This is a genomic window from Cyclobacterium lianum, assembly GCF_900143075.1.
Lineage (GTDB): Bacteria > Bacteroidota > Bacteroidia > Cytophagales > Cyclobacteriaceae > Cyclobacterium > Cyclobacterium lianum.
Map to the genome: position 1 here is coordinate 43,909 of NZ_FRCY01000005.1, position 21,228 is coordinate 65,136.

Consider the following 21,228-nt stretch of genomic DNA (forward strand, 5'->3'; position numbering starts at 1 on the left):
GAGAAGGCTGCTCAAAAATTAATTAGGTCTTATGCCCTATTTTTTATAGCTTTGATGCCGATATATATATCACCGACTACTGGTATGCAAGCAAATGGCCTTCAGAGCGGCCGTTCTTCTTTTCGATACTGAAGATGGCAGGCTCAGGTTCGGGCTGTAATTGCCCCAATAGGTCGGGCTGCCCATCGGCGCAAACTGTAAACAATGAAAACAATTGAAGCAATAGACCTGCTGGTGATCGCAGGATACCTGCTGGGAATCGTAGGCATCGGATTATTTTCCGTCTGGAAGAAGAAGCAAAGCAGCGAGGGTTATTTCCTGGCTGGAAAATCCCTTTCCTGGGCCGTAATCGGGGCTTCCCTTTTTGCCTCCAATATTTCTACTGTTCACCTGGTGGGGCTGGCCGAGTCCGGCTTTACCGATGGCATTGTTTGGGGTAATTTCGAGTGGTTTTCCGGTATTGAACTCATCATACTGGCCTTCGTATTCATTCCATTCTACTTGAGAACCAAAATCACCACTCTACCCCAGTTTCTTGAAAAACGGTATGATTCCCGCTCCCGCGTGGTATTGGCGATATTCAGCATTCTTGCCGCTCTTTTCATGCACATTGGCGTGAGCCTGTATGCCGGAGCGGTGGTGTTTGAAAATGTATTTGGTCTGAGTATTCCGGTCTCTATTGTGATCATTGCACTGGCCACCGGCGTTTACACCATCGTCGGGGGCCTTACATCCGTGGTGATCACGGAGGCCGTTCAGACCCTGGTACTGATTGCCGGTTCGTTTGCCATTACCCTGCTGGCGATTTTTCGCCTGCCGGAAATGGGCATTACTTCCTATGCGGAGCTAAAGGCAATGGTGGACCCGGACCGCCTTAAAATAGTGAGTTTCGACAACAGTCAGAAAGGCTTTTCATTTTCTGACATGCTGTTTGGCCACCTGATCCTGGGGCTTTGGTATTGGTGTACCGATCAGACCATAGTGCAGCGGGTTTTGGGTGCCAGATCGGAAAAGCAGGCAAAATTGGGAGCTTTATTCGCCGGATTTCTGAAAATCCTGCCTGTTTTCATCATGGTCGTTCCGGGAATACTGGCTTTTGCCTTGTTCCGGGAGGAAATTGGCGCAGATACCAAAAGTGTCTTGCCTGTTATGATCAGTAACCTGATGCCTGTAGGACTGAAAGGACTCATGGTGGCAGCACTGCTGGCAGCGGTAATGAGCAGTGTGGCTGCAGCCATCAATAGCTGCTCCACGCTTATTGTTTTCGACGTTTTTGACAAGTTGAAACCTGATCTGAACGATAGAAAAAAGGTTTTTACCGGAAGGATAACCGGCGCGGTGGTTCTGGTTGCGGCGGTGATCTGGTCACCGTTTCTCGGAAACCTGGGAGCCCTATTCGAACTGATCAACCAGATGTTTTCCATATTCGCCCCGTCTATTGTAGCGGTATTCCTTTTGGGTATATTGTCGTCCAGAGGGACTGCAAATGCCGCATTTTACACATTATTGCTGGGCAGCTTATTTGCCGCCGCAGTGTTTATTGTAGAAAAGTACCTGACCATAGGCGGGATTGAAAACTTTGTCTCTGCTGGTTTGGGCATCAACTGGCTACAGCAGACTGCGCTGTTTTTCCTGTTTTCTGTCCTCCTGTATGTAATTATTTCCTATACAGACCAAAGGGAACAAACCATCTTCCCGGGTTTCTACCTGAGTGTTGGAAGTTCCTCCCGGCTGGTCAACTGGCTTGCAGCCTTCCTGCTGTGTACCATGCTGGTATTATACTGGATTTTCTATTGACACCACTATGTACGGAACAAAAAAAGAAAAAATGTTTGAAAGGATGCGCTTCAACCAAAGTCCTTCAATTCCCGAAAACCCATGCCCCATCATGCTTATCGGAGCCGGAGGCATCGTACGGGATGCCCATTTGCCTGCTTACGCCAAGGCGGCTTTACCGGTAGCCGGTGTCTATGATCTGGATGCCGAAAAAGCGAAAACATTGGCAGCACAGTTTACCATGACGCAGGGCGCCTTTGATACGCTGGACCAGCTAATCGCAAAGGCCCGGGAGATTTCGGCTGTATTTGATCTGGCGGTTCCCGCTGATCAGATTCCGCAGATTTTAGAGCAATTGCCGGAGAAATCCGCAGTGCTGATACAGAAGCCCATGGGTGAAAACCTGAAGGAGGCAGAAGAAATCCTGCGGCTCTGCCGCAAAAGGTCACTGATCGCAGCGGTCAATTTTCAACTCCGGCATGCCCCGTTTATCGTGGCTGCCGGGGAGCTGATCCGGCAGGGAATTATCGGACAAGTCTTCGATGTGGAATTTAAAGTATGTGTCCATACCCCCTGGGAATTGTGGGAATTCCTGAAAACCAAACCCAGACTGGAGATCCTTTACCACAGCATCCACTACCTGGACACGATAAGGAGCCTTTTGGGTAATCCGAAAAGGGTATTTGCCCGCACCATCAGACACCCGAATAATGCCGATCTGGCCGCCACCAGAAGTACTATTGTGCTCGATTATGACGAGCTCACACAGGCGCGTGTCCTTACCCACCACGGACACGATTTCGGATCCAGGCACCAGGAGTCATATCTTAAAATAGAGGGAACCCAGGGGGCCATTCGCATACAGATCGGGGTTTCCTTCGATTATCCAAAAGGCAGGCCTTCCCGGCTGGAATATTACAGCAAAAAACACAGCAAGAAGGGATGGCAGGAGCTTCCGCTTGACGGAGACTGGTTTCCGGACGCCTTCATTGGTCCGATGGCAAGCCTTCAAAACCACCTGAAAAACCCTTCGGCACCCTTACCCACCGATGTGGCTGATGCCTTGCAGACCATGCGCCTGGTAGAAAAATTGTACGAATCAAACGAACTGGGAGGCCTGGCCTTCGAAGAGCAAAAAACTTAAAAAAACAGGGTTCGCAATCCGTGCAGGTAAGTACCCCAAAGGTTTGCGGCGAATACGAAACCATACACCTATGAAGAAATCTATCCTAATTCAGTCGGGACAGTCCCGGGATATCCACTTTGCCCTGGAAAATGGCGCCGGATCTGACGCAGTGCACTCTACTCCCGTTTACGCCTATGCAGTGTGCAGCCTGCAGACAGACAGCCAGCTCGAAGGAGTGGGTCTTGCACTTACCCTGGGTGCCGGCAACAAGTTGGTTTGCGATGCCATCGACTACCTGGTACAGCATATTGAGGGCAAGGAAATCAACGAGCTCATGGCCGACTTTGGTACCACCTACAAAAAGATGGCGGACGATCCCAACCTCCGCTGGCTCGGACCCCACAAGGGCGTGGTCCACCTGGCCCTGGCGTCGGTGGTAAACGCCTGTTTTGACCTTTGGGCAAAATCCAGGTGCCAGCCCCTATGGCAGTTGCTGATAGAACTTTCACCCGAAGAGTTGGTCAACACAATGGATTTTTCCTATTTCGAGGATATCCTGCCAAGAGAGGAAGCCATTACACTGATAAAATCACAGGCAGCGGGAAGAGAAAGCAGGTTAGGCATCCTCAAAGACGGCTACCCCGGCTACGACACCTCTATCGGCTGGTTCAATTATACAGATGAGCAGGTGACCAGAAATATAAAAAAATCGATCGACCAGGGCTTTACTGCCCTCAAGTTAAAGGTTGGCTCCCGGAATGCCACGCGGGATATTCGCCGGGCCGAACTCGTCCGCAAGGCTGCAGGTCCGGATGCCACCATCATGCTGGATGCCAACCAGCAATGGAACCTTCCGAAAGCCATGGCTACCTGCAGGCAGCTCCTGGCCATAGATCCCTTCTGGATAGAAGAACCTACCCATCCTGACGATATTCAGGCGCATGTCAGCCTGGCAAAAGAAGTTTCCATCCCCATCGCACTGGGAGAGCATGTCCCGAATAAAATCATGTTCAAAAACTTTATCCAGTCCGGCTGTATGAGTTACAATCAGGTGGATGCCGTCCGGGTAGGCGGAGTTTCCGAGTTTTTGCTGATCAGCCTGCTGTCCAGAAAGTACAACGTTCCCATAGTGCCTCATGTCGGCGATATGGGGCAGATCCACCAGCACCTGGTACTCTTCAACCACATCTCCCTGGGCCACCCGGCAATACTTCTGGAACATATTCCCCATTTAAAGGACTATTTTAAATTTCCTGCTCAGGTGATGGACGGAAAATACATCACACCCGGAGAGCCGGGCTTAAGTGCAGATTTCAAGGAATTTGTATTGGAAAAAAAGGTCCTTTCCCAATGATTTTCCAAGAGACAGTCCGGCCTGGAGATTTTAAAAAAAATTAATTTATCAAACATTAGGTCTTTTGTCCTAATTTGTCTATTATTGGGGCGATTGCCCTAAAAACAAAAACTGCAAATACCTGTTGGTCTGTTTTTTAGGTCAGCGTACACGCTGCATTTGGAGCCAATCACTACGATACATTTCGGGTTTGGAATACCTCCATTTGCACCAATGAAAGCAAAGGTTCCGGAATTACGGGCAAGAAAACCTGCCGTCCGGAGAACAGCTCTGACCAGGCTCTGAACTGACACGATTCAATTACCCATAAACCCAATGCGATGGCAGAAACAGAACAGAATACTACCTAATACCCCGGGAGACTACCCGGTTGGGCGCAGGTAAGACATCATTGGTACCCTGAAAAAACAGACCTGATGGCCGGGCGTTCTGCATTCAATTATTATAAACCTAACAGACAAAATTATGCTGGTAAAATTACTACGAAAAGGCCGGAAAATGGCCTTTTATTTCACCTATGGGCTGGCTGTCCAGCTACTGCTGCTACAGGCTGCAGCAGCGGGCGGGGTCAGCGAAAAAGGCAACAGGGAGGCGGTTTCACCGACACTCCTCAGTAATCTGATGGAAGATATCCTGATAGAAGGGAAAGTGGTGGATGAAGAAGGCAACCCTATCCCGGGTGCTGCGATCCTAATAAAAGGCACCACTTCCGGTACCTCGACGGATATCGACGGTAACTTTTCGCTGGACGTACCCGACGGTTCGGTCCTCGTGGTTTCGTTTTTGGGCTTTATTACCCAGGAAATTGAGGTAGGAAACCAGACTGATCTGGAAATCACGCTGGTAGAAGACGTCGCCCAGATGGACGAAGTAGTGGTGGTGGGCTTTGGCACGCAGAAGAAATCACACCTAACCGCGGCGGTGGAGCAAATAGGCAGTGACCTGATAGAAAACCGGCCCATCAACCGATTATCAGAAGCACTTCAGGGTGCGGTGGCTGGTTTGTACGTGACCCCGGTAAACGGCGGGCCTGCGCAGGAGTCAAATTTCAACATCCGGGGCTACACCGGATTCGGCCAGAAAGGAGGGCCGCTGGTTTTGGTAGATGGAATTGAGCGTACGATGAGTGATGTCAATCCAAACGATGTAGAATCGGTTACCGTCCTGAAAGATGCTGCTGCTTCTGCCATTTACGGATCAAGAGCGCCATCAGGCGTAATTCTTATCACGACCAAATCCGGATCCAAAGGAGAGAAGATGCAGGTCAACTACAGCGGGAGTTACCGAATCGGCTCGCCTATAGGCATGCCTGAATGGTCCAATTCCTGGGAGTATGCCGAAAAAATAAACGAGCAATACCGAAATTCCCTCCAGGCACCTATCTATACGGAAGAGGCCATACAGCGCATGAGGGATCATGGCGCCGGCCTGATTCCTAACAATATCGTCACCGGAAATGGCACCTATGGCGCACATTGGGATATGAATGGTAACAGCAACTGGTTCGACATCATGTACAAAAGCATCATCCCCAGTCAGCAGCACAATGCCAGCGTCTCGGGAGGAAGCAATAATACAGGCTATTACGTAGGTCTTGGATATAACGAGTCCATGGGTATTATCAAAGGTTCAGACGATCAGTTGAACCGATACAATGCCTTACTGAAAGTAAACTCGGATGTCACAGATTGGCTGACACTCCGGATGAGTATGAACTACGTCAGGACAGACGAACAAGCGCCAAACTACAGAGGTGGCGGACCGAATTATGGAGATATCTGGCAAAATGCCTCTGCATCACTTCCGAACTGGAATGATTTGAACCCCAATGGCAGCCCCTCCTTTTTGAGTAGCGGTCCATCGCTTCGTGGGGAAGGCGGAACACAAAACAACGAGAGGAATGAAACCACCCTTTCCGGTGGATTCACTGTGAAGCCCTTCAAGGATTTTAGTATTCGTGGCAACTACTACTGGAGAAACCTTACCTCGCACCTGGAGCGAAATACCTTTGTGATCCTGGTAGAGGAAGCCGACGGCAGCATACGCAATTCGGCCCGCTCCGCACAGCAAAGCAGTGTCCTTCGGCAAATGAATTTCACCAACTACCACACGGCTGATATCGTGGCCGATTACGACACGCAAATCGGTCGTCATTCCATCAATGCTTTGGTGGGCTACCAGGAGGAATACAACAATTTCGCCCGCCTTGCAGGCGTCGGCAGGGACCTGTATACCAATTCGGTACCGAGTATCAGTACCACTTACAACCCGAATCCAACAGTAAATGACCAGCTGACCCACTGGGCTACCCAGGGTGTGTTCGGACGTATGGCATACAATTATGCAGAAAAATACTTTATCGAATTCAATGGACGATACGATGCCCATTCAAAATTCCCCGCAGCAATCCGCTGGTCCTTTTTTCCATCTGTATCCGGTGCATGGAACATTGCTGAAGAAAACTTCTGGTCTGTCAATGAGATAAATGCGTTCAAAATCCGGGCTGCCTACACCTCTTCCGGTGACCCTGGAAGCGGCAATTACCTCTACCTACCCACCATGGGCACAGGCATTGGCGTTGGGGATGTCCTGCTCGGTGGGGTAAAACCAAACATGGTATTTATGCCGCCACTTGTCAGTTCCGATCTGACCTGGTCTTCACCCCAGACCCTGGGATTCGGACTCGATGTAGTGGCCATAGAAAACCGGCTGGAGCTGACCTACGACTGGTACCAGCGAACCATATACAATCAACCTGGTCCTGCCAGAATTTTGCCGGAAACGATAGGCACCGGCCTGCCCAGTGTAAACAATGCGGTAAGTGAAACCAGGGGCTGGGAATTTTCCATGAAATGGAGAAACACCGGTAGGATTGCCGGAAGACCCTTTAACTATTCCGTACGTTTTAACATCGCAGATTACATCGGCTATGTGGTCGAGTATGATGAAAATCCGAACGGCCAGAGAAACATCTGGACTCCGGGACAGGTATTCGGACAGATCTGGATGTACGAGTCAAATGGGGTAGCCCAGGACATATCCGATGTAGAAGCAAACGTTCCCCAGGGAGGCGGATGGTACTATCCGGGAGATTTGATGATGAAGGACCGAAACGGTGATGGACAGATCAATGCCGGAGAAGGCGGCAGGTGGTATGCCAGAGGCGACCAGTACATGGCCGGATACAACTACGGAAGATACCGCTACGGGATGAACCTGCAGGCCAACTGGAACGGCATCGACCTTTCGGTCACCTTTACCGGTGTACCCAAGTGGATTACCTTTACGAACAACTTCCATGTCATTCCTGCAGGAATCAATATCTGGAATTCCAAATGGTTTACCCGCCACCAGGAGCTGGGCACCTGGTCTCCTGATACACCGGACAATTATTTCCCCAGACATTCCTTCAAAACCTACGGAGCAAACGATCAATACGTGGAAAACCTGGCCCATTTGAGGGTTCAGAATCTTCGGCTGGGCTACAACCTGCCTCAGTCGCTTCTTGAAAGAATTAAACTAAGGAAGGTATATATCTATTCAAGTGCCGAAAACCTGGGAATGATCTATTATAAGTCCAACTTCAGGTACGAACCTGAAATCATGTCCAGATATGGAGGAAACGGATATCCTCCACAGCGGCAGATCTCTTTTGGTGTAAACGTGGGTATTTGATTTAAATTAGTGAACTATGAAATTTAATCTGAAATATATAAGGACATTGATGCTGTTAATCACAATGTCATTTTATGGCTGCGTTGAGGATTTCCTGGAAAGGTATCCCCTGGACGCGATGACGGATGCAACATACTTTACCTCTGCCAATGACCTGAAGGTAATGGCAAATGGGTTTTACAGACTCTTTCCGAGATATCATTTCCAAAGCCAGGGAAACGGCCCCCTAAACAATAACCTGGATGCCAACACCGACATACAGGTGGGCACAGGACCCTCGGGTTTTTTGTTCCAGCGTGGCGCATCCGGTCAGGCCCCTCCGACGGACGGATCCTGGAACGGTAATTTTACCTGGATACGCCAGGTCAATTACATGATCAACAATGCCAGGCGCGTAGATGTCAGCGTGGAATCAAACCAATATACCGGAGAGGCTTACTTCTTCCGCGCCTGGGTTTACCTGAATATGCTGGAGCGATATGGTGATGTACCGATATATACCGAGGTGCTTGATACGGACAGTGAGGCATTGTACCGGGAAAGGGATTCCAGATACGATGTGGCAAAATTTATTATTCAGGATCTGGATTCAGCCATTGCCAATATGGGTTGGAAAAATTCAACCTTTGTGACCCCCGGACGGGTCACCAAGGAAGCTGCCCTTGTCATGAAAGCACGTGCAGCTTTATTTGAAGGCACCTGGGAGCGGTATCACGGAGCGAAGAACACGCCTTTTGCGGTAACCGGACAAGATGGTACCGAGTTTTTGCAAATGGTGGAACCCACCATTCAGCAATTGATCGACTATCAGGGATCAAATATCTTCAGGGCAGGCGGTCCGTTCAATGAAGCGTACAACCAGCTATTCTCCCAGCAGGACGCGGCCTCATCGGCCGGCGTATTTTTGTACCGAATCTACGATGTAAATGAAATCGTGGGCCATAATTTCTACGATCTGGTAGTGGACAACGCTCAGGCCCTCACCTGGAAACTGGTCAACAGCTACCTGGACAAAGAGGGTGTTCCACAGGAATTGTCATCGCTGCCGATTGACTATACCCGTCTGAATAGTCTGGGCGAAAATCTGGACCCACGGTTCAGACAGTCTGTATGGACCCCGGACAGGGGGCCTCAGCAGCAAATCCCCGGCTATGGGACGACCCCTACCCCCCTGCCATTGCGGTATCCGCAGTTAAACAATGTGTTTTCCGCCAATTATACTTCAACCGGACTGAGAAGGTGGAAGGGAGCCATTATGGACAACAACGAATGGCGAAATGGATCAACCGACGAAGTACTGATACGTTATGCAGAAGGACTGTTGGCGCTGGCAGAAGCAAAAGCGATCTTAGGAACCATCAATCAGGGAGATCTGGATAAAACGGTCAACTTGCTGCGGGAACGGGTAGGTATGGCACCCATGTCGCTTGCTGAGATTAATTCCTGGCCGATATCTTATGCCATAGAGAATGGCTTTGAGCCTTCCGAATCTAATATTGTCAATGAAATCCGCAGGGAACGTCTGGTGGAACTTGCTTTTGAAGGACATCGGCAAAACGACCTGAAAAGGTGGGCTGTTTTCCATCACGTGATCAACGACTGGAAACCAAAAGGCGCCCATTTCCAGGAGTTTGCAGACTATTACAATGATCCTTCCACTTTGGCGGCAGATGGGATCAATCCTGATAACACTGGGATCTGGGCACTTACCCAGGGCGAGGATTATGAGACCTTCAGTGACGGATACATCAATCCATTTTTCAGAAATCCCGATTTCCAGGAAAACGGAGAAGGTTACTTCATAGAACCAGGCCGCGTTTACCTGGCTCCGATACCCAGAAATGAAATTGAGGTATATGCGGATGCCGGATATGAATTGACACAAAATCCCGGCTGGTTTTAATCAAGATTCACTGTTAAAAAAAGATACCATGAAAAAACATTCGCTTATAGCATACATATTGGTGTTTGCCGGAATTATTTCTTCCTGCGAACCCAGGATAGATTTTGATGAGGGGCAGTGGGGAGACACGGCCTTTATCACCAATGTAAACGTCTTTACCTTACAAGCTGCCGACCACGAACTTCAGGAATTTTATGAGAGTGGAGAATTGACTCCGGCACGAAGAAGACTGATCATCTCCGTCGGAAATGCGGTGATTGAAGAGGAAAATTTTACGGCTACCGTAACCGTACCGGCATCAGCCGACCTCACCCGGGCGGGTATCATCATCAATCACCAAAGTATGCGGGTAGAGCCTGTGGGTGATACACCGGCGGCGGGAATCATCACTGATTTATCTGAAGCAAACTTTTTGTACAAACTTATCTCCGCTGATGGAACCACCCACGATTGGCTGATACGAATCGTGCAGGAGGAACAATAATCGTAAGAAAACCGGGTCAAAGTATCCGGTGTGAAAAAATTGCAAGCAGTCAGGTTTCGCCTGACTGCTTGTTTTTCGATCACGCTATCTATCTGTACCAACCAGGTGCTCTCTTCTTAAAAAAGACGTGTGCTATGTCAATTTGTTGAATCGGATTGTAATGATTATGAAAACGTTGACATTTTCCCAGCTTTTTTTGCTATGCCCTTTACTGCTATCAGCACAGGGCAATATTTATCTTTATTGCAGGGAAAGACTGGTCGATGCGATCAACGATGATGCCGGTGACAGCATCAAATTTGAGCGTTCTCAATTATTGATGAAAGAAGGAAAGCCCGGCTAGCTGTATCTCGCTTCCGGATACCACTGGTTTGGCGGAGAAGCACCCGTCAGCTATATCTATAAATACAGGCAAGGCCAATGATAAATAGGTGATTTTGAAATACCTTTAAGCATATTGATTCAGGACTTCAAAAAAATAGTTAATAATGAAAAATATTTGCTGCAAATGTCTGCTACTGCCATTGCTACTTTGGACCCATTCAAGCATTGCCCAAAATGCAGCCGACTATCTCAATCACGTCGAATTTACATTTACCGATGTAGCTGGCATTGGCTATGAAAAAGGGCTGACGCGCAGAGATCCCAGTGATGTGATCAAAGTGGGGCAAACCCATTATGTGTATTACACCAAAATTCCCGATGCCCAACCAGAATATTGGGGAGCTGGCTATTGGGGTGCCAGTGTATGGTGTGCCAAATCGGAGGACGATGGCTATTCCTGGACAGAAGTTGGGCAAATGCTGGATGTGGGAGCAGCAGCTCAATGGGATTCTCAGGCAGTTTTCACGCCAAACATCCTGTATGCCGGGGGTAAATATTACCTCTACTACACCGGAGTAAAACCCACCCCCGGAAATGCAGAAGGAGAATTTGAGAACAATAACATCAGTGATATTACTGCAATCGGGGTAGCAGTAGCCGATTCCCCTGAAGGACCCTTTAAAAGGGTTGACCAGACTCCCATTTTACAAGTAAGCGTGGAGCCGGAAAAATTCGACAGCTACCGGGTAGACGATGCATCGCTACTTTACCGAAATGGTCTGTATTGGCTGTATTACAAGGGCCGGTCTCTGCTAGGAGGACAGGGTGGTCCCGCACACACCGCCATGGGTGTGGCATACGCAAAAAATCCGGAAGGTCCCTATACCAAATATGGAAATGAAATTCTTGATAGGAGTCACGAGGTATTGATATGGCCACATGGAACGGGCGTTGCCGCCTTTGCGTCCTTATCGGAAACCTTTGAATATGCTCCTGACGGGATCGATTTCATGTCCAATAAACTGAATGCGAAAGTAGATGAACGCGCCGTCGCGCCGGGTGCTTTTCGCCCCGACCTCACCAACAAAGCAATTGTGGGAGAGGGGTTAAGATGGGGCATATCCATGGTTCCAAACAAACATGAATGCTACCTGGTACGATTTGAATTAAGTTCGAAATAAAAAGAAAGCGTGCCAGGCGATATACCTGCCCATGGGTACCGAAGCAGCTGGCTGACTTTGCCTGAGCCCATGATTCCAATCATTAAATTTATCCAATCGAATGAAAGAAAATTTTAGACTATTTTTGATGGCCTGCCTGATGTTAGATTGTGTTGACTGTTGGGCCCAATCAGAAGTCCCCATTCCTACCCAGGCTCAGCTGGACTGGCAAAATGCCGAACTCGTGGCCGTTTTCCATTATGATCTGCATGTATTTGACGGGAAGGATTACAACCAGGCAAAAAACCGGATCACCCCTATACCCGATTACAACATATTCAATCCCACAAAGCTCGACACGGACCAATGGATCAAAGCGGCAAAAGATGCCGGGTTTAAGATGGCCATCCTCACGGCAACACATGAAACCGGATTTGCCCTGTACCAAAGTGAGATCAATCCCTACTCTCTGAAAGCAGTAGAATGGAGAGACGGGAAAGGAGATATTGTACGTGACTTTGTAAAATCCTGTCGCAAGTACGGCATTGCTCCGGGCATTTATGTCGGTATCCGTTGGAATTCTTTTTTCGGCGTGCATGATTTCAAGGTAAACGGAGATAACGAATTTGCTGCCAACCGGCAGGCATACTACAATAAAATGTGTGAGGGAATGGTGGAAGAGCTCACTTCCCGATACGGTGAGCTGGCCATCATTTGGTTTGATGGCGGAGCCCATGGTCCCGAAAAGGGTGGACCGGACGTGCTTTCAATATTTGAGAAAAACCAGCCCAATGGTATTTTCTACCACAATACCCAACGGGCTGACATCCGCTGGGGAGGTAGCGAAAGTGGTACGGTCCCCTACCCCAGTTGGGGTACGTTTCCCTTTCCTTTCTCGCATGCTGCCAATCAGGAAGTGGTTCTTAAAAATAATTTTCAGTTGCTCAAGGAAGGTGATCCCAACGGCAAGTATTATATGCCAGCCATGAGTGATGCCCCACTGCGAGGATACAATGGCGGGCACGAATGGTTTTGGGAACCGGACGATGAAAAACACATCTTCCCTCTGGAGCAGCTCATGGACATGTATTACCGAAGCGTGGGACACAATACCTCATTGATTTTAGGTTTGACACCAAATCCGGACGGCCTGTTGCCAGAGGCTGATGTGAAGCGTCTGCAGGAGTGGGGAAAGGAAATAAAGCGGCGCTTTGACCAGCCCCTGGCCCAAACATCCGGTAAGGGCAAGAAGCTCAGCCTGAAACTAAAGGAAAGGACCAGGATAAATCATATTGTATTGGAGGAAGAGATCTCCCATGGAGAGAGGGTAAGGGAATTTATGGTAGAAGGAAAAACCGAAAATGGCTGGCAAACCATTTTTGAGGGTTCGGTAATCGGACACAAGTTCATTCATCAGTTTGAGGAAATGGAGGTAAAGGCGGTCCGGCTTACCATTCCAAAATCAACAGGAGAGGCGCAAATAAAAAATATAGCATTACATTATAATTAATGATCAGAGCCATGAACAGCCTTACATCCTACTTGTCTTCCATTATTCTTTCCGCTACGGTACTGTTACTGATCGCTGCCTTCAGTGGCAATAAGGCTGAAAAAATAAAAGTTGCCTGTGTGGGAGATAGCATCACCTATGGTGCCAGACTTGAAAACCCGGAAAGGGACTCCTACCCCGCAAAGCTGCAATCACTCCTTGGCGATACCTATGCTGTAGAAAATTTTGGGGTTGGAGGCATGACACTTATCAGAAAAGGCATTCCTACGGTGTGGAATGAATTGGCGAAAATCAAAGCATCCGGGCCGGATATCGTTGTGATTAGCCTGGGCACCAACGATACCTGTGGATTTGGTTCCTGTGGGGATAGGAAGTGCTGGGAGTACAAGGACGAGTTCGAAAAGGATTACCGCGACCTGATCGAAGAACTTTCCAGACTTCCCTCCAATCCGCAAATATTCATTTGCGCACCCAGTCCCATGGTATTGGAAACTCCGGATTTAAATGCTGAGCGAATAGCCGGGCTTAAAGTCCGAAAGCCGCGACTCCAGGAACTTATCTCCATGGTGAAAAAGGTCGCACGTGAGAAAAACGTACATTTTATTGACCTTAACGAACCACTGGACCATCGGCCCGAACTTTTTACTGTAAGCGATGGAGTACACCCGAATAAAGCCGGTTACGCAGCCATCGCTGCTTTGGTGGGCAATCAAATCAAAACACACAGAAAGTAATTCCAATAAAACATTTCAATATGCCTCAAAAAAAATCATCACTGTTCAGCTTATTTGCAGTCCTTGGTGTATTTATCGCCCCCTGTATGAATACTGCAGCCCGGCAGGAAATACCCCTCCCCACAGCCGCTCAATTGCAGTGGCAGCAGGCAGAACTGGCGGCGTTGGTATGCTGGGACCTGCACGTATTTGACGGAGAGTTCTATATCCAGTCCCAGGCCCGAATTACCCCGGTCTCTGATTACAACACATTCAATCCGCAGCAATACGATATGGATCAGTGGATCAGTTCGTTAAAAGCTGCCGGTTTTAAAATTGCCATATTTACCGTCAGTCACGAAACAGGTTTCTTTTTTCACCAAAGCAAGGCCACTCCCTACTCCATGAAAGCTCTGGAATGGCAGGGTGGAAAGGGGGACATTCTCCGCGATTTCAAGGAAGCATGCGAAAAACACGACATCCTTCCGGCAGTATATATCGGAACCCGCTGGAATGCCTTTTACGGCGTATACGACTTTAAAGTCCAGGGAGAAAATGAATTTGCCCGTAACCGGCAGCAGCACTATAACAGGATGATCGAAGAAATCCTCACCGAAATTTTCACCAATTACGGCGACTGGGCAATGGTCTGGTTTGACGGAGGAGCACATGGTCCCGAACAGGGAGGTCCGGACGTGCTGTCAGTATTTGAAAAATACCAGCCAAATGCCATTTTCTACCATAACCTGCAGCGCGCAGACATACGCTGGGGCGGCAGTGAGACAGGAACCGTACCTTATCCAAGTTGGGGTACATTTTCCTATCCGGCAATAGGTGCCGGAGAAAGTGCCCGCAAGGAGATCGGTGCAAATAATTTCCAACTCCTGAAGACCGGTGATCCAAACGGTAGCTATTACATGCCCGCCATGAGCGATGCGCCGCTCAGAGGGCATGGGGGACACGACTGGTTTTGGGAACCGGATCGCGCCCATACGCTCTATCCGCTGGAAAATCTGATCGACATGTATTACAGATCCGTCGGACACAATACCACATTGATTCTCGGCGTGACACCCAATCCGGAGGGACGGCTGCCTGAACCGGATGTGAAAAGACTAAAAGCATTTGGAGAGGAGATCTCGAGGAGATTTTCTGATCCTCTTGCCAGCGTTTCGGGAACAGGAAACACCATTCCTCTGGTTTTGAATGAGTTACAAAATATCGATCAGATTGTCATTCAAGAGGACATCTCCAAAGGAGAAAGGATCCGGGAATTCGAGCTGGAGGCCGAAATCAACGGAAAGTGGACCAGCATTTACAAGGGTATTGCTATAGGCCACAAACATATCGTGAAAATCGATCCGGTACATACCAGAAAAATTCGCTTTGTAGCCCTTTCTGCAGTCGGTGAACCTCAGCTAAAAAACCTGTCCGTTTACAAACCGCTAAAATGAAACGAAACTTTGCTCAGTTTTTCATTTCCTTCTTCCTGTTGCCCTTTCTGATTCAGGCACAGGGCATGGAGGAAAAACCCCCAAACATCCTGTTTATCCTGGTAGACGACCTGGGCTATCAGGACCTGGGGTTTACCGGCAGCCGCTTTTATGGAACACCCCACATCGATCAACTTGCCTCGGAGGGAATGGTCTTTACCAATGCCTATGCGGCCAGCCCGATTTGTTCGCCCTCCAGAGCGGCCATCATGACAGGAAAATATCCTGCCAGGTTGAATCTGACAGATTATATACCCGGCAATCGCCACCATGGACCTCATCCGCATCAGAAACTGGCTTCCCACCCTTTCAAGCTTTTTCTGGATCCAAAGGAAACCACTATGGCAGAAGCTTTCAGGTCGGAAGGCTATGCTACCTTTTTTGCAGGAAAATGGCACCTTGGGGAAAGCGAGATACATTATCCGGAAAACCACGGCTTTGAGGTAAATGTAGGGGGCAACCATACCGGTCATCCGGCAGGAGGTTATTTTTCTCCCTATAACAATCCTCAACTACCGGACGGTCTCGAAGGAGAATACCTCACCGACCGGCTGACAACCGAAACCATAAGCTTCATTTCCGAAAAGCGGGATGCACCCTTCTTTGCTTTCCTTTTCTTCTACACGGTACATTTACCACTTCAGGGGAAAGCGGAGAAAGTAAAAAAATATGAGGAAAAACGCCGCAGTATGGAATATGATGAACCGGCATTTGTCCGGCAAAACGGAACCTATTATAAAAACCACCAAGACAATCCCGACTACGCGGCCATGGTGGAGAGTCTGGACGAAAATATCGGCCGTCTGCTTCAGGCTCTTGCCAAAAGCGGTCAGGACAAAAACACCCTTCTCGTCTTTACTTCAGATAACGGAGGCATGGCCAGTAGCAACATAGCGGAACAAATACCTACCTCGAATGCACCCCTGCGGACCGGTAAAGGGTACCTGTATGAAGGTGGAATCCGGGTACCACTCATATTCCACCTGCCCGGAACGATACCTGAAGGGAGCAGTTGCGATGTACCGGTAACGGGAACTGACCTATACCCAACCTTGCTTGAAATGGCGGGTTTGCCCCTACTCCACAAACAGCACCGGGACGGGCACAGTCTAATGCCCTTGATAGGCGGCAAAAACATGAAAAGGCGACCTTTGTTTTGGTACTATCCCCATTACAGTGGCGGGCTTGGCGGCCGCCCTTCTGCTTCTGTCAGGGAAGGGAATTACAAGCTCATTTATTTTTTTGAATCTAAAAAAAGTGAATTGTATGACCTGCTCAAAGACAGAGAGGAAAACTCAGATATAAGTGACGCTTTACCCAAAACAGCAGGGAGATTGTCTAAAAAACTAAACCAATGGATAAAGGATATGCAGGTCAAATTACCATTCCCTAATCCCTCCTATCAACCCGAAGTGAAATGATGATGAAAGATTGCAAAAACTATTGTCTTGCCCTTTTTGGCATAATAGCCACAGCTGCCTGCAGCCTTAAAGAACAGCAGGAACCGGTCCCATACTACATGGCACGCAGTTTTCCGGACCTTGCCCTTACCTGGGATGAAGGTATTCCTCTCGGCAATGCCATGCTTGGCGCACTTGTCTGGCAAAAGGATGGAAAACTGAGGCTCTCTCTGGATCGCGCAGATCTTTGGGATCTGCGCAGCATGGAGAACCTTAACTTTGAAAAATACGACTTTGACTGGGTAGTAAACCGATGGAACTCCAATGAGTATGGAGAGGTACAAAGACAATTTGACCTCCCCTATGACACCCTTGCCGGACCCTCCAAAATTCCCGGTGCTGCTCTTGAATTTGATATTGCTGCCCTGGGTGAAGTGGAAAAAGTAAAATTGGATTTAAAGAAAGCCATTTGCACGGTCAAATGGAAAAGCGGAGTAATATTGCGGACTTTTGTCCATGCTACAGAGCCTGTTGGCTGGTACCAATTTGAAAACCTGAAAACGCCTATTTCACCCACAATCGTACCTCCTCCCTATGTTGGAGGGAGCGATGCAGGAGTAGACAACCCTGTTACTGGTCAGGACCTGCGAAGACTGGGCTACCCGGCCGGAGCACTCTCCCGGGGTGACAATAACATGACCTACGAGCAGGAAGGTTGGGATGGCTTCCGGTTTGAGGTAAATACGAGGTGGACAGAGACAGCCAATCAACTGCAGGGATCCTGGAGCATCAGCTCTGCTAAGAATGGCCGGGAAGATAATGCCAAAGCAACCCAGGTTACAACAACCGCACTTGAAAAGGGAATGGAAAATTACCAGAACAGCCATTTGAACTGGTGGGAGGATTTTTGGAGCCAATCCGCCATCCTACTGCCCGACAGCCTTTTGCAGAATCAGTATTACATGGAAATGTATAAGCTTGGAGCCGCTGCCAGACAAGGTGCCCCTCCCATCTCCCTGCAAAGTGTCTGGACGGCAGACAACGGAAAATTACCCCCCTGGAAGGGTGATTTCCACCACGACCTCAACACCCAATTGAGCTATTGGCCTACTTATACCGGAAACCACCTGGCACTGGAACAAGGCTTTATTGACTGGCTCAATCAACACAAACCTACTTTTAAAAAATATACCAGCGCATATTTTGAAACTGAAGGATTGAACGTTCCGGGAGTCACCACCCTGGAGGGAGATCCTATGGGAGGCTGGATACAATATGCCTTCGGTCCTACTGTAAGCGCATGGCTGGGGCATCATTTTTACCTGCATTGGAGGTATTCTATGGATCGGGAATTTCTGGAAAATGAGGCCTATCCCTGGATCCGGGAAGTAGCCATCTTTCTGGATGAAATTTCCATAATGGATGCAAACGGAAACAGAAAACTACCCCTTTCTTCCAGCCCTGAAATTCACAATAATGAGGCCCGGGCCTGGTTTGATCAAATGAGCAATTATGATCTGGCACTGGTGCGCTGGACATTTACCGCAGCAGCCGAACTGGCAAAAGAGCTAGACCTTACAAAGGAGGCGGAAGAATGGGCAAATACCCTGAACGAATGGCCGGAATATGCCATTGACGAAACAGGACTTATGGTCGCTCCCGGCGAGCCCCTGCGGGAATCTCACCGTCATTTTTCGCAAATCATGGCGATACACCCCTTGGGACTTATTGACATCCGGGATGGGGATGCCGACAAAGAAATCATAGAAAACACAATTTCCCATTTAGATGAACTGGGATCCTCTGGATGGACCGGTTATTCTTTTGCCTGGCTGGGTAACCTCAAAGCTAGAGCCGGAGATGGTGAGGGAGCCGCCAAAGCATTGCAGGATTTTGCTTCCTCCTTTGTGTTGCCCAATAGCTTTCATGTAAATGGCGACCAGTCGGGAACCGGCAAGTCCAACTTCACCTATCGTCCGTTTACTTTGGAAGGTAACTTCGCTTTTGCGGCAGGAATTCAGGAAATGCTGATCCAAAGCCATACCGGGCTGGTTCGGTTGTTTCCGGCTATTCCGGCAGACTGGCAGGACATTTCCTTTAGCAGCTTGCGCACCCAGGGTGCATTCCTGGTATCCGCGACCTGGGTAAATGGAAATGTCGACCGGGTAGAAATCACCGCAGAAAAGGGTGGAACCTTGCGGATGGAAAACCCATTTGAAAAAGCTGCATTTACAGCCGGCAAAGCATACCAACTGGACGGTTCGATCATTCAAATCCAGCTCAATGAGGCAGAACAAGTGACGCTCACGCGTCAAAATGAGGCGGATTAAAATGAAATATATCGCCAATTTTCCCGGAATTTTAATACTTTCATTGAGCTTGCTCTCAATGCCTGTGGCAGCCCAAAAGGAATTGGATCTCTTTATCTGGGCCGGCCAGTCGAATGCACAGGGATGGATGGGGGATGCGGCAAATTACCCACAGGAAGGGAAAGAACTGGATGATGCTATTCTCCTAAACTGGACCTTTGTGGATAACGAAAGCTCCAAAGGTGCATGGGTCTCTATGCAGCCTCAGGACGGGAGGTTTCCCAAAGGCCATTTCGGGCCGGAGGTGAGTTTTGCCCGGGAACTCAAAAAAGCAGGCTACAATCCGGCCATATTCAAATATACCAAGGGAGCAACCGGCCTTGCCCGGGACTGGAAAGCACCTGGCGAAGGAGGTATCTACGATCGAATGACCGAGGATCTGAAGTCAGCCATAAAACGACTTGAACAAGATGGCTATCAGGTAACCCTGCGTGGATTTATCTGGATACAGGGTGAAACAGACGCTGCCGAGGAAGATTCGGCCCGCGAATATCAAACCAACCTGAATAAAATGATTCAGGACTTACGCCAAAACCAAGTCAATGAACCCAATCTAAAAATCATTTTGGGCGTAGATGAGCAGCACCCATTTGTCAGAGAACGTCCGGAGGTGGTAGCTGCACAAAAGAAACTAGCGGCTGAGGATTCTACCATCGCATTTACCAGTATGAAGGGACTGCCGAAAGCCGACGCAACGCACCTTACCCCGGAAGGATTGGTGGCCCATGGAAAACGAATTTTTGGTGCCTATGCGTCAGTCTCAGTCAGTGCTGAAAACTACCATCAGCAACGGAAGGGTATTAGAAATAGCCTGATCAGGTTTCAGCGGGAGAAAAAGGCGCGAGTGGCATTCCTGGGCGGATCCATCACCTACAATGGTGGCTGGCGCGACAGCATTTCCAGCTACCTCCAACAACGTTTTCCGCATACGGAATTTGAATTCATTGCCGCGGGAATACCCTCCATGGGATCCACTCCGGCTGCGTTTAGACTGGAACGGGATGTCACCGGCGGGGGCGCTGTGGATTTGCTTTTTGTAGAGGCTGCTGTAAATGATGCAGCAAACGGCAGAAGCAGCGGAGAACAAATACGGGCCATGGAAGGAATAGTCCGGCACATGCGGCAACATCATCCGGCCTCAGATATCATCCTGATGCATTTTGCAGATCCGGGCAAGGTGGATCAATACCGATCCGGACAGCTGCCTGATGTAATCAAAAATCACGAAAAAGTAGCTGCACATTATGAGCTGGGAACAATAAATCTGGCAAAAGAAGTCACTGAACGCATAGATGCGGGTGAGTTTTCCTGGGAAGCGGACTTCAAAGATCTCCATCCCTCTCCCTTCGGACAGGGCGTTTATTTCCAATCCATGAAAGTTTTTCTGGGAAATGCCTGGTCTTCAGCCGTGGATGAAAATGAAAAAATCCAGCTTTACGATTTGCCTGAACCAATTGACCCGGCAAATTACGACAATGGCGTATTGATAGACCCGAAGATGGCAAAGGCGGGACCTGACTGGCAGCTCGTCACCAATTGGAAACCTGAGGATGGTGCTGCCACACGTCCCAATTACGTAAATGTTCCCATGCTTGTTGCCAGCAAAGCGGGTGCTGCACTGGTATTTGACTTTTCCGGAAATGCGGTTGGCATAGCGGTTGCAGCCGGACCTGATGTGGGCATTATCGAATACCGCATTGACAATAAGGGTTGGCAAAAACTGGATCTGTTTACGCGTTGGAGCACGCAATTGCATCTTCCCTGGTACTACACGCTGGCAGCCGGATTGTCGAAGGGAGAGCATGTGCTGGAGCTTCGAACTACGGCGGAAAAAAACATACAGAGTAGCGGGACTGCCTGCAGGATCAGGTATCTTTACATCAACCGGTAGGGTCCTGCGGCTGAGAATCAAAAAAGGAATCTCGGGTTAATGCAAGGCTT

At 48.9% G+C, this 21,228-nt stretch carries 14 protein-coding genes; all 14 read left to right on the plus strand.

Annotation, left to right across the window (positions count from 1 at the left end; genetic code table 11):
- The first annotated feature begins 204 nt into the window (after positions 1–204).
- Positions 205–1,797, plus strand: a complete 1,593-nt coding sequence (locus tag BUB19_RS09420) for a sodium:solute symporter family transporter (RefSeq protein ID WP_073094298.1) — start codon at positions 205–207, stop codon at positions 1,795–1,797.
- Positions 1,798–1,828: 31 nt separating this feature from the next.
- A complete protein-coding gene (locus tag BUB19_RS09425; protein WP_073094629.1) occupies positions 1,829–2,920 on the plus strand; it encodes a Gfo/Idh/MocA family protein in 1,092 nt (363 codons plus the stop codon).
- A gap of 70 nt (positions 2,921–2,990) precedes the next feature.
- Positions 2,991–4,256 carry an enolase C-terminal domain-like protein gene (locus BUB19_RS09430; protein WP_073094299.1) on the plus strand — a complete coding sequence of 422 codons (1,266 nt, stop codon included), beginning with the start codon at positions 2,991–2,993 and terminating at the stop codon, positions 4,254–4,256.
- Positions 4,257–4,721: 465 nt separating this feature from the next.
- Complete coding sequence (locus BUB19_RS09435; RefSeq protein WP_073094300.1) at positions 4,722–7,931, plus strand: SusC/RagA family TonB-linked outer membrane protein; 3,210 nt, start codon at positions 4,722–4,724, stop codon at positions 7,929–7,931.
- 49 nt (positions 7,932–7,980) lie between these two features.
- Positions 7,981–9,834 carry a RagB/SusD family nutrient uptake outer membrane protein gene (locus BUB19_RS09440; RefSeq protein WP_178371470.1) on the plus strand — a complete coding sequence of 618 codons (1,854 nt, stop codon included), beginning with the start codon at positions 7,981–7,983 and terminating at the stop codon, positions 9,832–9,834.
- A gap of 28 nt (positions 9,835–9,862) precedes the next feature.
- The gene (locus tag BUB19_RS09445; RefSeq protein WP_073094302.1) at positions 9,863–10,318 is read left to right on the plus strand and encodes a DUF5018-related domain-containing protein; all 456 of its coding nucleotides are present in this window, start codon (positions 9,863–9,865) and stop codon (positions 10,316–10,318) included.
- 166 nt (positions 10,319–10,484) lie between these two features.
- On the plus strand, positions 10,485–10,661 hold the full coding sequence (locus BUB19_RS24155) for a hypothetical protein (protein WP_178371471.1): 177 nt from the start codon (positions 10,485–10,487) through the stop codon (positions 10,659–10,661).
- Between the two features lie 145 nt (positions 10,662–10,806).
- Positions 10,807–11,823 carry a family 43 glycosylhydrolase gene (locus tag BUB19_RS09450; RefSeq protein WP_073094303.1) on the plus strand — a complete coding sequence of 339 codons (1,017 nt, stop codon included), beginning with the start codon at positions 10,807–10,809 and terminating at the stop codon, positions 11,821–11,823.
- 100 nt (positions 11,824–11,923) lie between these two features.
- A complete protein-coding gene (locus BUB19_RS09455) occupies positions 11,924–13,312 on the plus strand; it encodes an alpha-L-fucosidase (protein WP_073094304.1) in 1,389 nt (462 codons plus the stop codon).
- Positions 13,313–13,323: 11 nt separating this feature from the next.
- Positions 13,324–14,046 carry a GDSL-type esterase/lipase family protein gene (locus BUB19_RS09460; RefSeq protein WP_178371472.1) on the plus strand — a complete coding sequence of 241 codons (723 nt, stop codon included), beginning with the start codon at positions 13,324–13,326 and terminating at the stop codon, positions 14,044–14,046.
- A gap of 86 nt (positions 14,047–14,132) precedes the next feature.
- Positions 14,133–15,479: an alpha-L-fucosidase gene (locus BUB19_RS09465; protein ID WP_073094630.1), complete on the plus strand. Its 1,347-nt coding sequence runs from the start codon at positions 14,133–14,135 to the stop codon at positions 15,477–15,479.
- Positions 15,476–16,939 carry a sulfatase gene (locus BUB19_RS09470; protein ID WP_073094306.1) on the plus strand — a complete coding sequence of 488 codons (1,464 nt, stop codon included), beginning with the start codon at positions 15,476–15,478 and terminating at the stop codon, positions 16,937–16,939. Before BUB19_RS09465 ends, BUB19_RS09470 begins: the two co-directional genes overlap by 4 nt.
- Positions 16,936–19,248, plus strand: a complete 2,313-nt coding sequence (locus BUB19_RS09475) for a glycosyl hydrolase family 95 catalytic domain-containing protein (protein ID WP_073094307.1) — start codon at positions 16,936–16,938, stop codon at positions 19,246–19,248. Before BUB19_RS09470 ends, BUB19_RS09475 begins: the two co-directional genes overlap by 4 nt.
- A gap of 1 nt (position 19,249) precedes the next feature.
- Positions 19,250–21,178, plus strand: coding sequence for a sialate O-acetylesterase (locus tag BUB19_RS09480; protein ID WP_178371473.1), 1,929 nt, complete (start codon positions 19,250–19,252; stop codon positions 21,176–21,178).
- The last annotated feature ends 50 nt before the right edge of the window (positions 21,179–21,228 follow it).